At 64.6% G+C, this 17,284-nt stretch carries 8 protein-coding genes; 5 read left to right on the top strand and 3 right to left on the bottom strand.

Translation table 11 applies throughout. The features are described from left to right. Window positions 1–139 precede the first annotated feature (139 nt). Entirely contained in the window at window positions 140–529 is a 390-nt protein-coding gene (locus tag J2R76_RS30225; RefSeq protein WP_057021220.1) for an MAPEG family protein, read from the top strand. Between the two features lie 168 nt (window positions 530–697). On the opposite strand, the gene J2R76_RS30220 is transcribed toward J2R76_RS30225, so the two are convergent. The 3 genes from J2R76_RS30220 to J2R76_RS30210 all read right to left on the bottom strand — a co-directional run bounded on the left by J2R76_RS30220 (window position 698) and on the right by J2R76_RS30210 (window position 6,543). Further along, window positions 698–1,888 carry an ABC transporter substrate-binding protein gene (locus J2R76_RS30220; RefSeq protein WP_057021219.1) on the bottom strand — a complete coding sequence of 397 codons (1,191 nt, stop codon included), beginning with the start codon at window positions 1,886–1,888 and terminating at the stop codon, window positions 698–700. A gap of 267 nt (window positions 1,889–2,155) precedes the next feature. Beyond that, on the bottom strand, window positions 2,156–5,329 hold the full coding sequence (locus tag J2R76_RS30215; protein ID WP_028344243.1) for an efflux RND transporter permease subunit: 3,174 nt from the start codon (window positions 5,327–5,329) through the stop codon (window positions 2,156–2,158). Next, the gene (locus J2R76_RS30210; protein WP_253626103.1) at window positions 5,326–6,543 is read right to left on the bottom strand and encodes an efflux RND transporter periplasmic adaptor subunit; all 1,218 of its coding nucleotides are present in this window, start codon (window positions 6,541–6,543) and stop codon (window positions 5,326–5,328) included. Before J2R76_RS30210 ends, J2R76_RS30215 begins: the two co-directional genes overlap by 4 nt. Window positions 6,544–7,375: 832 nt before the next feature. Between J2R76_RS30210 and J2R76_RS30205 the strand changes: the two genes are divergently transcribed. The 4 genes from J2R76_RS30205 to J2R76_RS30190 all read left to right on the top strand — a co-directional run bounded on the left by J2R76_RS30205 (window position 7,376) and on the right by J2R76_RS30190 (window position 17,282). Beyond that, window positions 7,376–15,361, top strand: a complete 7,986-nt coding sequence (locus J2R76_RS30205; RefSeq protein WP_253625299.1) for a cadherin domain-containing protein — start codon at window positions 7,376–7,378, stop codon at window positions 15,359–15,361. A gap of 337 nt (window positions 15,362–15,698) precedes the next feature. Next, window positions 15,699–16,199 carry a phage tail protein gene (locus tag J2R76_RS30200; protein WP_076834879.1) on the top strand — a complete coding sequence of 167 codons (501 nt, stop codon included), beginning with the start codon at window positions 15,699–15,701 and terminating at the stop codon, window positions 16,197–16,199. A 12-nt stretch (window positions 16,200–16,211) separates the two neighbouring features. Then, entirely contained in the window at window positions 16,212–16,736 is a 525-nt protein-coding gene (locus tag J2R76_RS30195) for a phage tail protein (RefSeq protein WP_076834878.1), read from the top strand. A 12-nt stretch (window positions 16,737–16,748) separates the two neighbouring features. Next, the gene (locus J2R76_RS30190; RefSeq protein ID WP_076834877.1) at window positions 16,749–17,282 is read left to right on the top strand and encodes a phage tail protein; all 534 of its coding nucleotides are present in this window, start codon (window positions 16,749–16,751) and stop codon (window positions 17,280–17,282) included. The last annotated feature ends 2 nt before the right edge of the window (window positions 17,283–17,284 follow it).

The raw sequence follows: 17,284 nt of genomic DNA, 5'->3' as shown, positions 1-17,284 counted from the left end.
CCCCTCACCCGGAACGCATCTGACGATGCGTTCCGACCTCTCCCCGCGCGCGAGGAGAGGTAAAGCAAGGCCACATGTCACACCGGGCTTCGCTGTCCCGTCATGACATCGGGGCCAATGGAAAGAGGACACGCCTGACATGTACCACTACACCGCCATCGTCACCTGCCTTGCGGTCGCGCTGCACTTCTTCTTCGCGCTGCAGGTCGCCCGCGCCCGCGCGGTCTACGGCGTCAAGCTGCCGGCGATCACGGGCAATCCGGATTTCGAGCGCATCTACCGCATCCAGATGAACACGCTGGAATGGATGCCGATCTTCCTGCCGTCGCTCTGGCTGTTCGCGGTCTATGTCGGCGATGCCGCCGCGGCGGCGGTCGGCGCGATCTGGGTGATCGGCCGCATCGTCTATTTCATCGGCTATCGCGAAGCGGTGGCGAAACGCAGCCCCGGCTTCGCCATCCAGGCGCTCGCCTGCGTCATCCTCTGGGTTGGCGCGATCGGCGGCGCGGTGTGGCGGCTGGCGCATTGAAGGCGCGGTCGCGCCATAACCACTACCGTCGTCCTGGCGAAAGCCAGGACCCATAACCACAGAGCGTGGTTATGGGCAATCTGATGGCCACAGCGTGGTGCAATAACATCCAATCGGGGTAATGGGTCCTGGCTTTCGCCAGGACGACACCACCCGTGGATATTCGCCTCACTTGGTCAGCGGGCAGCCGCTTTCCTTGGCGGTGAAGAAGGCCTTGTCGCCGGGCACCACGGCGATCTGCTTGTAATAGTCCCACGGCTTCTTCGACTCCGAGGGCTTCTTGACCTCGAACAGATAGAGGTCGTGCACCATGCGGCCGTTCGCGAGCACCTTGCCCTTGGCGAAGGCGTCATCGACCGGCAGCTCCTTCAGCTTGGCGGCGACCGCCTCGCTGTCCTTGGTGCCGGCGGCCTTCACAGCCTTCAAATAGCTCAGCGTCGCCGAATAGGTGCCGGCATGGATCATGCTCGGCATCCGGCTGGTGCGCTTGAAGAAGCGCTCGCTGAAGGCGCGCGAGGCGTCGTCGTGGTCCCAGTAGAAGCCCTCGGTGAGCACGAGACCCTGCGCCGCCTCGAGCCCGAGACCGTGCACCTCCGACAGCGTCATCAACAGGCCGGCAAGCTTCTGGCCGCCGCGCACGATGCCGAACTCGGCCGCCTGCTTGATCGAGTTGGTGGTGTCGAGTCCGGCGTTGGCGAGCCCGATGATCTTGGCCTTCGAGCTCTGCGCCTGCAGCAGGAAGGACGAGAAGTCCGACGAATTGAGCGGCACGCGGACCGAGCCGACCACCTTGCCGCCCTTCGAGGTGACGATGTCGCTGGTGTCCTTCTCCAGCGCGTAGCCGAAGGCGTAGTCGGCGGTCAGGAAGAACCAGGTGTTGCCGCCGGCTTCCGTCAGCGCACCGCCGGTTCCGACGGCGAGCGCGCGGGTGTCATAGGCCCAGTGGAAGCTGTAGGGCGTGCAGGCATCGCCGGTGATACGGGAGGTCGCCGCGCCGACCACGATGTCGATCTTCTTCTTTTCCTTCGACAGCTCCTGCACCGCGAGCGCGACCGACGACGTCGTGAGCTCGGTGATCATGTCGACGTTCTCGACCTCGTACCAGCGCCGCGCGATCGCGGTCGCAAGATCCGGCTTGTTCTGATGGTCGGCGGTAACGATCTCGATCTTCTGTCCCAGCACCTCGCCGCCGAAATCCTCGACCGCCATCCGCGCGGCTTCGAGCGAATATTTGCCGCCGTAGTCGGCATAGACGCCGGACTGATCGTTCAGGATGCCGATCTTGACGCCCTGGGCCATCGCCGGCGCCGCAAGCATCAGGCTGCAGGCCGCGACTGCGGCCAAAAATCCGGACTTCATTCTATGCTCTCCCAGCAGTTTCTATCAGGAAAATCGGCGCGACATTATTTTATAACCCCACGCCTGCCCATCTCTTTCCGCTCAGCCAAAAGTATGGGCTGCGTCGACAGCACTTGCTAGCTTCCCGTCACCCTGAGGAGCGCGGAACGCGCGTCTCGAAGGGTCGACGGCCCGGCCGGTGGCCGTGCATCCTTCGAGACGCCTGCTTCGCAGGCTCCTCAGGATGACGGGGAAGGACTTGCTGCTGCGGAACGTTGGGTGCCGCCCTCAACCCGCCACGGTTGCCTTGGGCTCGGCCGGCTTGCCCTCGTTCTTTCCTTCCGCGAGGTTGCGCACCACCATGTAGAAGATCGGCGTGAAGATCAGGCCGAACAGGGTGACGCCGAGCATGCCGAAGAACACGGCAACGCCGACCGCCTGCCGCATCTCCGAGCCCGAACCGGTCGATACCACCAGCGGCAGCACGCCGAGGATGAAGGCGAACGAGGTCATCAGGATCGGCCGCAGACGGAGCCGGCAGGCCTCGATCACCGCGTCCAGCCGCGACCTCCCCTCGAGCTCGATGTCGCGTGCAAATTCGACGATCAGGATCGCGTTCTTGGCGGCCAGCCCCACCAGCACCACGAAGCCGATCTGGGTCAGGATGTTGACGTCCTGGCCCATCAGGCGCACGCCGATCGTGGCCGCGAACAGGCACATCGGCACGATCAGGATCACCGCGAACGGCAAGGTCCAGCTGCCATATTGCGCGGCCAGCACCAGATAGACGAACAGCACGCAGATCGGGAACACGTAGAGGCCGGCATTGGCGCCGGTCACCTGCTGATAGGACAGGTCGGTCCACTCGAACGAAAAGCCGCTCGGCAATGTCTGGTCGGCGAGCTGCTTGATGGTGTTGAGCGCCGTCGTCGAGCTCACGCCGGGTGCCGGCTCACCCTGCAGTTCGGACGCCGAGTACAGATTGTAGCGCGCGACGCGGTCGGGTCCCGAGACGTCCTTGAAGTCCACGATGCTGCCGAGCATCACCATGTCGCCGGCGACGTTGCGGGTGCGCAGCCTTGCGAGATCGGGGCTGTCTTTCCGGAACGGCAGATCGGCTTGCGCGGTAACGTGATAGGTGCGGCCGAACAGGTTGAAGTCGTTGACATAGGTCGAACCAAAATAGGTCTGGATCGTGTCGTTAATGTTGGCGATCGGCACCCCGAGCTTCTGCGCCTTGACGCGATCAATGTCGACGAACAGCTGCGGCGTGTTCGCGGTGAACGGCGAGAACACCGACGTGAGAGACGGCGATTTGCGCGCGGCTGTCACCAATTCATCGGTCGCGGAAGCCAGCAGTTCGGGTCCGCGCCCCTGCCGGTCCTGGACGCGGATGGTGAAGCCACCACCGGTGCCGATGCCGGGCACGGCCGGCGGCGGAATGACGATGATGAAGGCGCCCTGGATCACCGACAGACGCTTGCGCAATTCGGCCGTGATCGCGTTCGCCGTCAGCCCCTTCTTCAGGCGCGCCTCCGGCTCGTCGAATACCGGGAACAGCGCCGCGGCGTTACCCTGCTGCGTGCGCGTCGCACCGGAGAAGCCGGCGAAAGCCGCGACGCGAACGATGCCCGGCGTATCCAGCGCAATCCGCTCGATCTCGCGCACAACAGCGGTGGTCCGCGCCAGCGACGCGGCGCCCGGCAGCTGCGCCGAGATGATGACGTAGCCGCGGTCCTGCGCCGGAATGAAGCCCTGCGAGGTGGTCGCGAGCAGCCAGCCGGCGCTGCCGATAAGTACGAGGTAGAGCGCAAGCATCACCACCGTATGCCGGATCACAAAGTCGGCCACCGATGCATAGCCGTGCGCGAGCCGGTCAAACACGCGGTTGAACAGCGCGGTGAAGCTGTCCCAGCCGCGCGCGATAATGTTCCAGCGCGCCGGCGGGCGTTTCTCCTCATGCGGCACCAGGATCTGCGAGGCCAGCGCCGGCGACAGCGTCAGCGAGCAGAAGCAGGAGATCGCGGTCGCGACCGCGATGGTGACCGCGAATTGCTGGAAGAACTGCCCGGAAATGCCGCCGAGGAAGGCGGTCGGCACGAACACCGCGCACAGCACGAGCGCGATCGAGACCAGCGCGCCGCCGACCTCCTCCATGGTCTTGAGCGCAGCGTCGCGCCTGCTCATGCCGTGCTCGAGATGCCGCTCGACATTTTCGACCACCACGATGGCGTCGTCGACCACGATGCCGACCGCCAGCACGAGGCCGAACAGCGTCAGATTGTTGATCGAGAAGCCGAGCGCCGCCATCACCGCGAAGGTGCCGACCAGCGACACCGGGATCGCGATGATCGGGATGATCGCAGGCCGCCATCCCTGCAGGAACACCAGCACCACGATGACGACGAGCGCCATGGCCTCGTAGATCGTCTTGATCAGCTCGTGGACCGATTGGGCGATGAATTCGGTCGGGTTGTAGCCGATATTGTAGTCGAGCCCCTTCGGGAAACTCGCCTTCATCCGCTCCATCGTGTCGGAGATGCTCTTGGCGGTGGCGAGCGCGTTCGATCCGGGCCGTTGCGTCACCAGCAGGGCGACCGCGGATTTGCGCAGCAGGAAGCTGTTGGTGGCGTAGGACAGCGCGCCGAGCTCGACGCGGGCGACGTCGCGCAGACGTACCGTGCGGCCGTCGGAGCCGGCCTTCACCACGATGTCCTCGAACTGCCTGATGTCCTTGAGGCGGCCGGTGAAGACGAGGTTCGGCTGGAATGCGCGATCGGCGATCGGCGGCTCGGCGATCTGGCCGCCGGCGATTTGCAGGTTCTGCGCCCGGATCGCCGCCAGCACCTCGGTCGAGGTCAGACCGAGATTGGCGATCCGGTCGGGATCGAGCCACAGCCGCATCGAGTAATCGCGCGCGCCGAACATCTGGATGTCGCCGACGCCATCGAGCCGCAACAGCTGGTCGCGGACCTGCAGCAGCGCGTAGTTGGAGATGTAGAGCTGGTCGAACGTGTCATCGGGCGACAGCATGAACACGACCATCAGGATGTCGGGCGAGTTCTTGCGCGTGGTCACGCCGTTGCGCTGCACCTCTTCGGGCAGCCGCGGCTGCGCGATCGCGACGCGGTTCTGCACCAGCACCTGGGCCTTGTCGAGGTCGGTGCCGAGCTTGAAGGTCGCTGTGATGGTGAGCTGGCCGTTCGACGTCGCCTGGCTGTAGAGATACAGCATGTCCTCGACGCCGTTGATCTCCTGCTCGATCGGCGCGGCGACGGTGTCGGACACGGTCTGCGCCGAGGCGCCCGGATATTGCGTGGTGACGACGACGGTCGGCGGCACCACTTGCGGATATTCCGAGACCGGCAGCGTCGGATAGGCGATCGCGCCGACGATCAGCAGCACGATCGACAGCACCATCGCGAGGATGGGCTGGTTGATGGAGAGCCTGCCGAGATTCATGGTTTGGCACCTGAGGCGGGCTTGTCAGCGGCCGCGGGCTTGTCGCCTGCGGCGGGCTTGGAATCCGCCGGAGCCTGCGCCATCTTCGGCGTCACCTTGGCGCCGACGCGGGCGCGCTGCAGGCCGTCGACGATCACGTGATCCTCCGCCTTGAGGCCTTCGCGGACGACGCGCAAGCCATCGTCGAGCGGCCCGAGCGTGACCGCTCTTGCTTCCACCGTGTTGTCGTCCTTGACCACGAACACGATCTTGCGCGACTGGTCGGTGGCAACAGCGCTGTCCGGGATCAACAGCGCCTCATAGGGCGAGGAGCCGATGATGCGGACGCGGCCGAACTGGCCGGGCAGGACCGACAGATCCTTGTTCGGAATGATCGCGCGGCTGCGCAGCGTCGCGGTCGAGACGTCGAGCCGGTTGTCGAGGAAGTCCATCTTGCCTTCATGCAAGGGCTTGGTCTCGCCGGTCAGCGTCACCTGCACCGGGTTCGCGGTGTCGCGCGAGCTCGGCCGCCTGCCTTCGAACCACAGCTTGCTATTGCGCTGATAGGTCGCCTCGTCGACGTCGAAATAGATGTAGATCGGATCGAGCGACACGATCGAGGTCAGCAGCGTCGCGCCGCCCTCGCTGCCCTGCACGAGATTGCCCGGAGTCACCAGATGCCGGCTGACGCGGCCGGTGATCGGCGCCAGCACATGGGTGAATTCGACGTTGAGCTGCGCGGCCTTCAGCGTGCCCTCGGCCTGGGTCTCGGCGGCGCGTGCCGCCTGCAACGCCTGACGGCGCTGATCGACGACTTGCTCCGAGACCGCGCTGGTCTGCACGAGGTTCAGCCCGCGCTCGAGATCGCGCTTGGCAAGCTCCCCCTTGGCGCGCGCGTCGGCCAGCTGGCCTTCGGCCTGCAGCACGACCGCCTCGAACGGCCGCGGGTCGATAATGTAGAGCAGATCGCCGGCGTGGACGATCGCACCATCCTTGAACTCGACGCTGTTGACGAAGCCGCCGACACGGGCGCGGACCTGAACCTCCTCGATCGCCTCGAAGCGGCCGGTGAACTCGTCCCAGTCGGTGACGGTGCGCTTGACCGGCTGCGCGACGGTCACGGGTGGCGGCGGAGGCGCGGCCTGCGATTGCGCGCTCTTGTTGTCGCAGCCGCCGAGCGCCAGCGCCGCCAGCAGCCCGATCGGCGCAAGGCCAAGCCAAGGCCTGAGCGACAGGCCGCGTGAGGCATGGCGGCGAAGCGAATGACGCTCGACGCCGGTCACCGGAGCCACACGCCCCGTTCTGTCAATCGAACTCAATTCCCTCTCCCCAAGGATCAGTGCAGGACTACGAAAGTCGCAATTAAACTTGCGGTGATTCAACGCGGATGGACCACCGCAATGTCGCGGCAGCGGACGTCACAGATGTAGCCGCTCCCCAGTCTGTTCAAGATGGCCGCCGGATCAAGCGAATAGTTGCGCAATCTGAAAGCCTTACGACGTGATCGCGAAGCCGTGACGACAGGAAGGGACAGATTCACTGGCCTTTCGGGTGAGGAGAGATCACAGACGGCTTGCCGGGAATCAATCCCAAGGCGAATCACCGACACATGTTCGTCACACAACGACAATTCCGCCTGCGGCGCAGAAACTACCGGGGGTCGCACAAGATTAAAAATGGTCGAGTTCCCACACTCTACCTCCCGCTGCATGGCCGAATCGTGGTTAACGGCGCGGTGTCACGTGGACACACATTGACACTCGGAAGCATCGACAATACGGTCGTGGTTGCCAACCGGTAAATTTTCTTGGCCGCCGCGCTTTTCTCGAACATTCATTGGGCTTTTCTCGCGGCGTGAGTGAGTGGAAGCGATTACGTAATGGCAAGCGCATTTGAACTTGCTGATGTCGGGACTCCGCAACCGTCGCGGTGTCCGCATATTGCGAGCGGACCGGTGCGATCTCGGATCGTAAGTAGTCAACCTCAACGTGTGAACTGCTTCACACCTCGTCGTCCCCAAAAATTGTAGTTAGTTGATCGGCTTTCACGCCGATCGCGGGAGTGCTCATGACGACCATACCTGCCTATACAATCGGTGGTTTAACCCGCCCCGAGCTTCATCTCGATCCGAGCGGCAATATCATTCTGGATCCGGCCGCGCAGGCGTTCGTCAATACGTATGGTCTGCAATATCTTTACCTGGGTTGTCCTCCCGGCACGCCGTGGCCGCCCGTGCCCGGCTTCCTGTCGCCTCCGACCGACGCCAATGCCGGCGCCAACACGGTTGTTGAGGGCGCCGCAGCCAATACATCGGTCGGCATCACCGCGCAATCCACCAGCCTGATCGGTCTTCCGGTCACCTATTCGCTGGCGTCCGATTCCTCGCATGGCGGCTTCAAGGTCGATCCGAATACCGGCGTCGTGTCGATTGCCGATCCCTCCAAGGTCGATTTCGAGAGCTCCGGCGGCAGCTACGTTGTCAATGTGCAGGCGACCGACGGTATCTTCGTCTCGTCGCAGAGCTTCACGATCGCGGTCAGCAATGCGCCGCCCTCGACACCGACCGACGGCAACGCCACCGCCAACGCCGTCAACGAGGGCGCCGCGGTCAACACCTCGGTCGGCATCACCGCGTCGTCGGCCGACGTCAACGGCCCCGGCGTCACCTACTCACTGACATCGGATTCCTCCAATGGCGGCTTCAAGATCGATCCCACCACCGGCATCGTCACCGTCGCCAATTCCGCCAAGATCGACTTCGAGACCGCGCCGGGCCACGCCTACACCATCACGGTCCAGGCCAGCGACGGCCATGGCGGCGTCAGCTCGCAGAGCTTCACGATCAACGTCAACGACGTGGCGGTCAGCACCCCGGTCGACATTAATGCCGCCGCCAACAGCGTCGTCGAAGGCGCTGCCGTCAATACGCTGGTCGGCATCACCGCCTCCGCGGTCGATCCGAACGGCCCCGCAACCACCTATTCGCTGACCGGCGACACCTCCGGCGGCGGCTTCACCATCAATGCCACGACGGGTGTCGTCACCGTCGCCGATCCGAACAAGCTCGATTACGAGAGCGCGCCGGGCCACGCCTACACCATCACGGTGCAGGCGACGAGTGGCGCGACCACGACGACGCAAACCTTCACGATCGGCGTGACCGACGCCCCGCCGTCGGCTCCCACCGACTCTGACGCCGCGACCAACACAGTGGTCGAAGGCGCCGCCATCGGCACCGCCGTCGGCATCACCGCGCACGCCACCGACATCAATGGCGGCACCGTGACCTATTCGCTGGTCGGCGATGCCCACGGCCTCACCATCAACGCCGCGACCGGCGTCGTCACCGTCGCCGATCCCACCAAGGTCGATTTCGAAACCGCGCCCGGCCACGCCTACACGATCACCGCGCAGGCCAGCGACGGCACGCAGACCAGCACGCAGACCTTTACCGTCAACGTCACCGACGTTGCGCCGTCGGCCCCGGTCGACAGCAATGCTGCCGCGAATACCGTCGTCGAAGGTGCGGCCGTCGGCACCACGGTCGGCGTCACCGCATCCTCGACCGACATCAACGGCCCGGCGGTAACCTATTCGCTGACCGGCGACAGCTCCGGCGGCGGCTTCACCATCAACGCGACAACAGGCGTCATCACCGTCGCCGACCCGAGCAAGCTCGATTACGAAAGCGCGCCCGGCCACGCCTATACCGTTACCGCGCAGGCCAGCGACGGCACCCTTGCGACCTCGCAGACCTTCACCATCGCCGTCACCGAAGCCCCGCCCTCGACCCCGGTCGACAGCGACGCCAGCGCCAATGCGATCGCCGAAGGCGCCGCCAACGGCTCGACCGTCGGTGTCACGGCGTCGTCGATCGACGTCAACGGCCCGCCGGTGACCTATGCGCTGATCGGCGACACCTCCGGCGGCGGCTTCACCATCGACGCGACAACCGGCGTCATCACCGTCGCGGATAGCACCAAGGTCGATTACGAGAGCAGCGGTCCGACCCATTCCTATACCGTCACCGCGCAGGCCAGCGACGGCACGACGGCGAGTTCGCAAACCTTTACGATCGCCGTCACCGACGTCGCGCCGTCGACCCCGGTCGACTCCGACGCCGGCGCCAACACCGTCATTGAAGGCGCAGCCAACGGCTCGACCGTCGGTATCACCGCGTCGGCGACCGACATCAACGGTCCGGCCGTGACCTGGTCGCTGATCGGCGACAGCTCCGGCGGCGGCTTCACCATCAATGCCGCAACCGGCGTCGTCACGGTCGCCGATTCGAGCAAGCTCGATTTCGAAAGCTCGGGCGGCAGCTACACCGTCACCACGCAAGCCAGCGACGGCACGCTAGCGAGCTCGCAGACCTTCACCATCAACATCGCGGATGTTGCGCCATCGACGCCGGTCGACGGCGACGCCGCCGCCAACAGCGTTGTCGAAGGCGCGGCCGCCGGCACTGCGGTCGGCATCACCGCGCATGCGACCGACGTCAACGGCCCGGCCGTGACCTGGTCGCTGATCGGCGACACCTCCGGCGGCGGCTTCACCATCGACCCGACGACCGGCGTCATCACCGTCGCCGACCCGACCAAGATCGATTATGAGGGCAGCGGCCCGACCCATTCTTATACGGTGACCGCGCAGGCCAGCGACGGAACGCTGGCGAGCTCGCAGAGCTTCACCATCGCCGTCAACGACGCCGCACCGTCGACCCCGGTCGATGCCGACGCCGGCACCAACACGATCGCCGAAGGCGCTGCCAACGGCTCGACCGTCGGCATCACCGCGGCGGCAACCGACGTCAACGGCCCAGCCGTGACCTGGTCGCTGATCGGCGACACCTCCGGCGGTGGCTTCACCATCAATGCGACGACGGGCGTCATCACCGTCGCGGACAGCTCCAAGATCGATTACGAAAGCCCGGCCGGACACGCCTACACCGTCACCGCGCAGGCCAGCGACGGTTTGCTCACGAGTTCGCAGACCTTCACCATCGCCGTCACCGACGTCGCGCCGTCGACCCCGGTCGATGCCGACGCCGGCGCCAACCGCGTTGCGGTCAACGCACCGGTCGGCGCGGGAACCAGCGTCACGGCATCCTCGACGGACGTCAACGGCCCCGCCGTGACCTATTCGCTGGTCGGCGACACTTCCGGCGGCGGCTTCACCATCGATGCGACCACCGGCAAGATCACGGTCGCCGATCCCAGCAAGATCAACATTGCCGACCCGTCCTATGACGTCACGGTCGATGCGAGCGACGGTACGCTGCACAGCCAGCAGACCTTCACCATCGCCGTCGTGGTCGACCAGGCGCCGGTCGTCACCGCCGGCCACACGCTGAACTACACCGAGAACCAGGCCGCGACCGTGATCGATTCGGCGATCACCGTCACCGACGGCGATGACGCCAATCTGGTGTCCGCGACGGTGCAGATCACCGGCAACTATGCCAGCGGCCAGGATGTCCTCGGCTTCACCAACCAGAACGGCATCACCGGCTCGTTCAATGCCGCGACCGGAACGCTGACGCTGACCGGCTCCTCCAGCGTCGCGAACTACCAGGCCGCGCTGGCGTCGGTGACTTACATCAACAGCAGCGACAATCCGTCCGGGCTGGCGCGCACCGTCACCATCACGACCAATGACGGCACGCTCGACAGCTCGCCGGTCACCGACACCATCAACGTCACCCCGGTCAACGACCCGCCCGTCGTCACCGCCGGTCACACCCTCAATTACACCGAGAACCAGGCCGCGACCGCGTTCGACCCGGCGATCATCGTGTCCGACGTCGACAACACTACGCTGACCGGCGCGACGGTGCAGATCACCGGCAACTACGCGAACGGTCAGGACGTCCTCGCCTTTACGTCCCAGAACGGCATCACCGGCTCGTTCAATGCGGGAACCGGCATGCTGACGCTGACAGGCACCGCCAGCGTCGCCGATTATCAGGCGGCGCTCGCCTCGGTGACCTATCAGAACACCAGCGACAACCCGTCGGGCCTGGCGCGCACCGTCACGATCATCGCAAACGACGGCACGGCGACCTCCACGCCGGTCACCGGCACCATCAACGTCACGCCGGTCAACGATCCGCCGGTCACGACCGCCGGCGGCACGCTGAACTACACCGAAAACCAGGCCGCGACCGTGATCGATGCGTCGGTCAACGTGACCGATGTCGACAGCGCCAATATGACCGGCGCGACGGTGCAGATCACCGGCGGCTTCGCCGCCGGCCAGGACGTGCTGGGCTTCGCCGGCCAAAACGGCATCTCCGGATCGTACAACAGCTTGACCGGCGTGCTGACGCTATTTGGCTCCTCCAGCGTCGCCAACTACAAGGCCGCGCTCGATTCCATCACCTACTTCAACTCGAGCGACAATCCGTCCGGCGCGGATCGCACCGTCAGCTTCACCGTCAATGACGGCTCGGCGAATAGCAACACTTCGACCTCGATCATCCACGTCACGCCGGTCAACGACGCGCCGGTCGTGAGCTTCGGGGCCATCACCGGCTTCTCCGAGCCGCCGAACGGCACCCCGGCAGCGAACTCGACGCCGGTCACGATCACGCCGAACCTGACGATCACGGACGCCGAAGGCAATAACCTGACCGATGCGACCTTCGTTCTGAACAATCTGAAGCCGTCGGATGCGCTGTCGATCGCAGGCCACGCCGGCAACAGCGGCGATATCGGCGGCATCCACTTCGAGATCACCAGCACCGCGGGCACCGAAACGATCAGCTTCACCGGCACCGACACGCTTGCGCACTACAATGCGGCGCTGGACCTGATTCAGTTCAACAACACCAGCGAAAACCCCGACACCACCGCGCATTCCTACAGCCTGACCGTGCACGATGACGGCGGCACCGCCAATGGCGGCAGCAACACCGGCACAGGATCGACGACGGGAAGCGTCACCGCCGTGGACGATGGCCCGACCGCGTCGGTGCCGGCGGACAATTCGATCGGAACGGCGTTCTCGCACACCAACCTCGCGATTTCAGGACTTTCGGTCGCCGACATCGATGCCGCCAGCGGCAACGTCACGGCGACGATTGCCTCAAGCCATGCGAACCTGACCTTCAATACCGCCGGGCTCGCCAGCTCCACCAACAACAGCAGCCACACGGTGACGCTGACCGGCACCGTCGCACAGGTCAACACCGCGCTGGCGACCTTGACATACAACAGCGACGACGGCTTCACCGGCTCGGATACCGTCACGCTGAACATCAACGACAACGGCAACACCGGCACCGGCGGGCCGCTCACGTCGGGCGCCCAGACCTTCCACGTCGGCGTCGTCCCGCAGGTGTTCTATATCGACAACTCGCCCACGGCGCTGGCCAACAGCGCCAATCTCGGCACCGCGGCCGATCCATACACCTCGATCGCCGCCTACAACGCGGCGAATCCGGCCGGCTCTGGCGACTATGTCGTGCTGAGGTCCGGCACCTATACCGAGGCCAACGGCATCAACCTCGCCAATGGCGTCAACCTGGTCGGCGGCAGTCACTCCCTGACGTTCACCAATCCGGTGACCGGCGCTGTGGTGACCGCGAACACCGCGACCGGCACCGATCCGGTGATCAAGGTGACCGGCGCCGACAACGGCATCGACCTGCTCGGCACCTCGGGCCACAGCATTAGCGGCGTCAGCATCGACACCTCGGCCTCGACCGGCGTGGGCATCAGCGACGACGGCTTCAATGTCGGCACCGTCACGATGTCCGACATCACGGTCAAGACTGCCAGCGGCACCGGCATGAGCTTCACGCATGGCGGCACCATCACGCTGACCGGCACCAACAACTCCATCACGTCAGGCACCGGCACCGCGCTCGATGTCGAGAACACCCAGATCGGCTCGTCCAACCTCATCCTCAAGAGCATCACCTCGAGCGGTGGGTCCAACAACGGCATCATCCTGTCGAATACCGGCACGGCCGCCGGCAATGGCGGCCTGCACATCACCGGCGACGGTTCGACGGCGGGCAGCGGCGGCACCATCGCCAATAAGACCGGCGCCGACGGCAGCACCACGCAGGGCAGCGGCGTCTATCTGAACAACACCAAGGACGTTCAGCTCTCCTACCTGGCGATGCACGACTTCCAGAACTACGGCATCGTCGGCACCAGCGTCACCGGCTTTGCCCTCGGCAACACCACGGTGACCGGCACCAACGGCACCAACGTCGGCGGCATCGGCGAGGGCGACGTCTACTTCACCGGCCTGTCCGGCACGGCGTCGGTAACGAATTCGACCTTCACGGGCGCAGCGCTCGATGCGTTCCACGTCTTCAACAACAGCGGTCAGACACTCAACCGCATCACCATTACCGGCTCGACCTTCGCGACCAATTCGGCGGCCGGAAACAGCTCGGGCGATGCCCTGGTGTTCCAGGCCACCGACGGAACATTCAACGCGACCGTGCAGAATTCGACATTCACGTCGGCGCGCGGCGACCTGTTCCAGCTCGATCTGCACGGCGGCGTCAACTCGGACCTCGTGCTGAACGGAAACAGTTTCTCGAACAACAACCAGAATATCGTCTCGGGCGGCGGCGGCATCACCATCAGCTCCGGCGGGACCGGCGACCACGCCAACCTGACCTTCAACATCGCCAACAATACCATGCGTGATGCCCTCGGCACCGCGCTCGGCATCAGCACGGGATCAGGAGCAAGCTCGTTCAACGGCACGATCGATTCCAACACGATCGGCGTCGCCGGCGTCGCCAACAGCGGCTCCGCCCAGGGCAGTGACATCGGCTTCGTCACGATGGGCGGGGCCAATTCCAGCGTCACGATCACCAACAATCATCTGTATCAGTACAACAACGACGGAATCGAACTGCAGACCGGTGACGCTGCGAACGGCGGCAACGCCCTATTGACCGCGATCGTCATGGGCAACACGGTGTCCAACCCGGGTGCGTTCGGCGCTCATGGCTTCGAACTTAATGCCGGCACGGTCGCGGGCGATGCGCAGAGCGTCTCGCTGACGCTGGGCGGCACCGGCGCCCAGGAAAATCAGTTCCTCGGTTCGGGCGCGACCGGCACCGACATCCGGCTGCGCGATCGGTTTGCCACCACCGTCGGCCTGCACGCGGGCGACGGCACGTCCTACGGCGGCGGCTCCACCGATACCGCCGCGATTTCAGCCTACGTCCTGGCGCACAATACGGTCACCACGGCACCGACCATCAGCGTCACGGCGGGCAGCACCAACGGCTTCGGCTCGTCGCCGCTGATCGCCGCGGATGGCGGCGTGCAGGCCGCCATCGCGACCCCTGGTGAAACCCACCTGACGCAAAGCCAGCTCGACTCGGTCGTCTCGGCGGCCATTACCCAATGGGCAAAGGCTGGCGTGGACGCGGATCAACTGGCCGCGCTGCATGCCGTCACCTTCAGCGTCGCTGATCTCGCCGGCCAGGTCGTCGGCCTGGAAAGCGCCGGCCACATCACGATCGATGCCGACGCCGCCGGCCATGGCTGGTTTGTTGATTCGACACCGTTTGACAATTTTGAGTTCACCCACGCGCTCAATGCTTCCGGCTCCGATCTGCAGACCGATTCGTCGACGGCCGCCGCCGGTCATCTCGATCTATTGACCGCCGTGGTCCATGAATTGGGACACGTGCTCGGCCTCCCCGACCTGACGTCGTCATCCGATGTCAACGACCTGATGTATATCAGTCTCGCCGACGGCGAGCGGCGGCTCCCAATCGCCGCGGATGTCACGCAGGCCAACGTGGGATCGGCGAAGGCGATGCCCATGCAGAGCAACACATCCTCGACTCTGAACCGCGACGGCTTCGACTTCTCGTCGTTCACCCAGACGCCGTCGCAGGCCAGCACGAGCCACGCGGACCCGGCCGCGAACACCCAGACCTGGTCCGATCTGTTCAGCGGGCACGCCAATGCCGGCACCCCATGGTGGGTCGGCCATGAGGCGACGTTTGCCGCCATGGGCGGCACGCCGACCGACAACCACGCCCAGCTGCACCATGACCTGATCGTCTGACCGGGCACCGTATCGACTACACAACGCCTGCCGAAGCGTTCCGGCAGGCTTGCCTCAGATGGATGGGATCCGCGCTTCCGTCGACCCGGCAAACTTCAATCGCCTCATGATGTCCGCTTGGACATGTCCGATTCGTGACAACGGTCCCGTCAGCAGCGATACCGTCTCGTCGCGAACTGCGAATGGCTCGCGCGGCCGCGGAATCGAAAAAATCGCGGAAACCAGACAATCGTTGAGGTTGCACTAGCCGCAAAACACGCTATCGTGCAGACGTTGCACACGCAGCATCATTGCTTCGAATTTTTCACAAATCGTACGACGTATTCGCGGAGGACCGATGGCCGATCCGTTTCTTTCCGAAGTCCGCATGATGTCGTTCGGCTTTGCGCCCAAGGGTTGGGCATTTTGCAACGGCCAACTGCTTCCCATCGCTCAGAATCAGGCACTGTTCTCGTTGCTAGGTACGACCTATGGCGGGGACGGGCGCGTCACTTTTGGCCTGCCCGACCTTCGAGGCCGGGTGCCGATAAGTATGGGCCCCGGCTATACGCTCGGCCAACGCGGCGGCGAGGAGAGCCACACGCTCACGATCAACGAGATGGCGCAGCACAATCATTTGGCCAACGCCACCAACAGCAACGGTAGCCAGCCGCTCGATTCGGGGGCCTATCTCGGTGCCTTCAACAACGGCTACAGCACGTCGACGACCGACATCACCCCGCTCAATCCATTGACCGTGGGCAATGCCGGCGGCGGCCAGGCCCATCAGAACATGCAACCGTTCCTGACGATCAATTTCAGCATTGCCCTCCAGGGCATTTTCCCCTCGCAGAATTGACGAGAAGCGCCGATGTCAGAATCCTATTTAGGCGAAATCCGTATGTTCGGCGGCAGCTTTGCCCCGGTCGGATGGAATTTCTGTGACGGCAGCCTGTTGGCGATCTCCCAGTACGACGCGCTGTTCAATCTGATCGGCACCACCTATGGCGGCGATGGCCAATCCACCTTCGCGGTCCCCGATCTGCGCGGCCGTGTGCCAATCCACACGGGCACCGCCAGCAGCGGCACGACCTATGCCATGGGGCAGACTGGCGGCGTCGAAAACGTGACACTCACGACGCAGACGATCCCGCAGCATTCGCACGCCTTCATCGCCGCGAAGCAGACCGGCACCGCGTCGAACCCGCAGGGAAATATTCTCGATCAGACGACCGGCACAATCGCGATGTATATCGACGGCCAGCCGCCCGACGGGCCCATGGCAGGCGGAATGCTGACGAATACCGGCGGAAACCTGCCGCACAGCAATTTGCAGCCGCTGCTTTGCGTCACCTTCATCATTTCGCTGTCCGGCATTTTCCCGAGCCAGGGCTAGGAGCGCGACACCATGGCCGACCCCTTCGTCGCCGAAATCCGCATCTTTCCGTTCAACTTCGCTCCCAAGGGCTGGGCCTTCTGCAGCGGCCAGATCCTGCCGATCTCGCAGAACACGGCGCTGTTTTCGCTGCTCGGCGTCACCTATGGCGGCAACGGCACCTCGAATTTCGCGCTTCCCAACATGCAGGGCAACGCGCCGCTGGCGCCCGGACAGGGCCCGGGGCTGTCGCTGTATGACCTCGGCGAGACCACCGGCTCCCCCAATGTGACGCTGCTGCAAAACCAGATACCGCAGCACAACCACCCTGTGAACGTCGGTACGCAGGACACGGCCGACGTTCAAGTCCCGAGCCCGACCCGCATCCTCGGCAAATCGGCCAACGCGTTCGCCTACGTGCCCGGGAGCCCGGCGCCAACACTGACGCAGATGAACGCAACCATGATCGGCATGACGGGCGGCAACCTTCCGCACAACAACATGCAACCTTACCTCACGCTGAACTTCTGCATCGCACTGCAGGGCGTCTTCCCGGCGCGAGGCTGAGC

The sequence above is a fragment of the Bradyrhizobium sp. USDA 4532 genome (assembly GCF_024171315.1).
In the GTDB taxonomy this organism is placed as follows: Bacteria; Pseudomonadota; Alphaproteobacteria; order Rhizobiales; family Xanthobacteraceae; genus Bradyrhizobium; species Bradyrhizobium australafricanum.
Note: the sequence above shows the minus strand (reverse complement) of the source record. Positions and strands in the feature narration are given on the sequence as shown.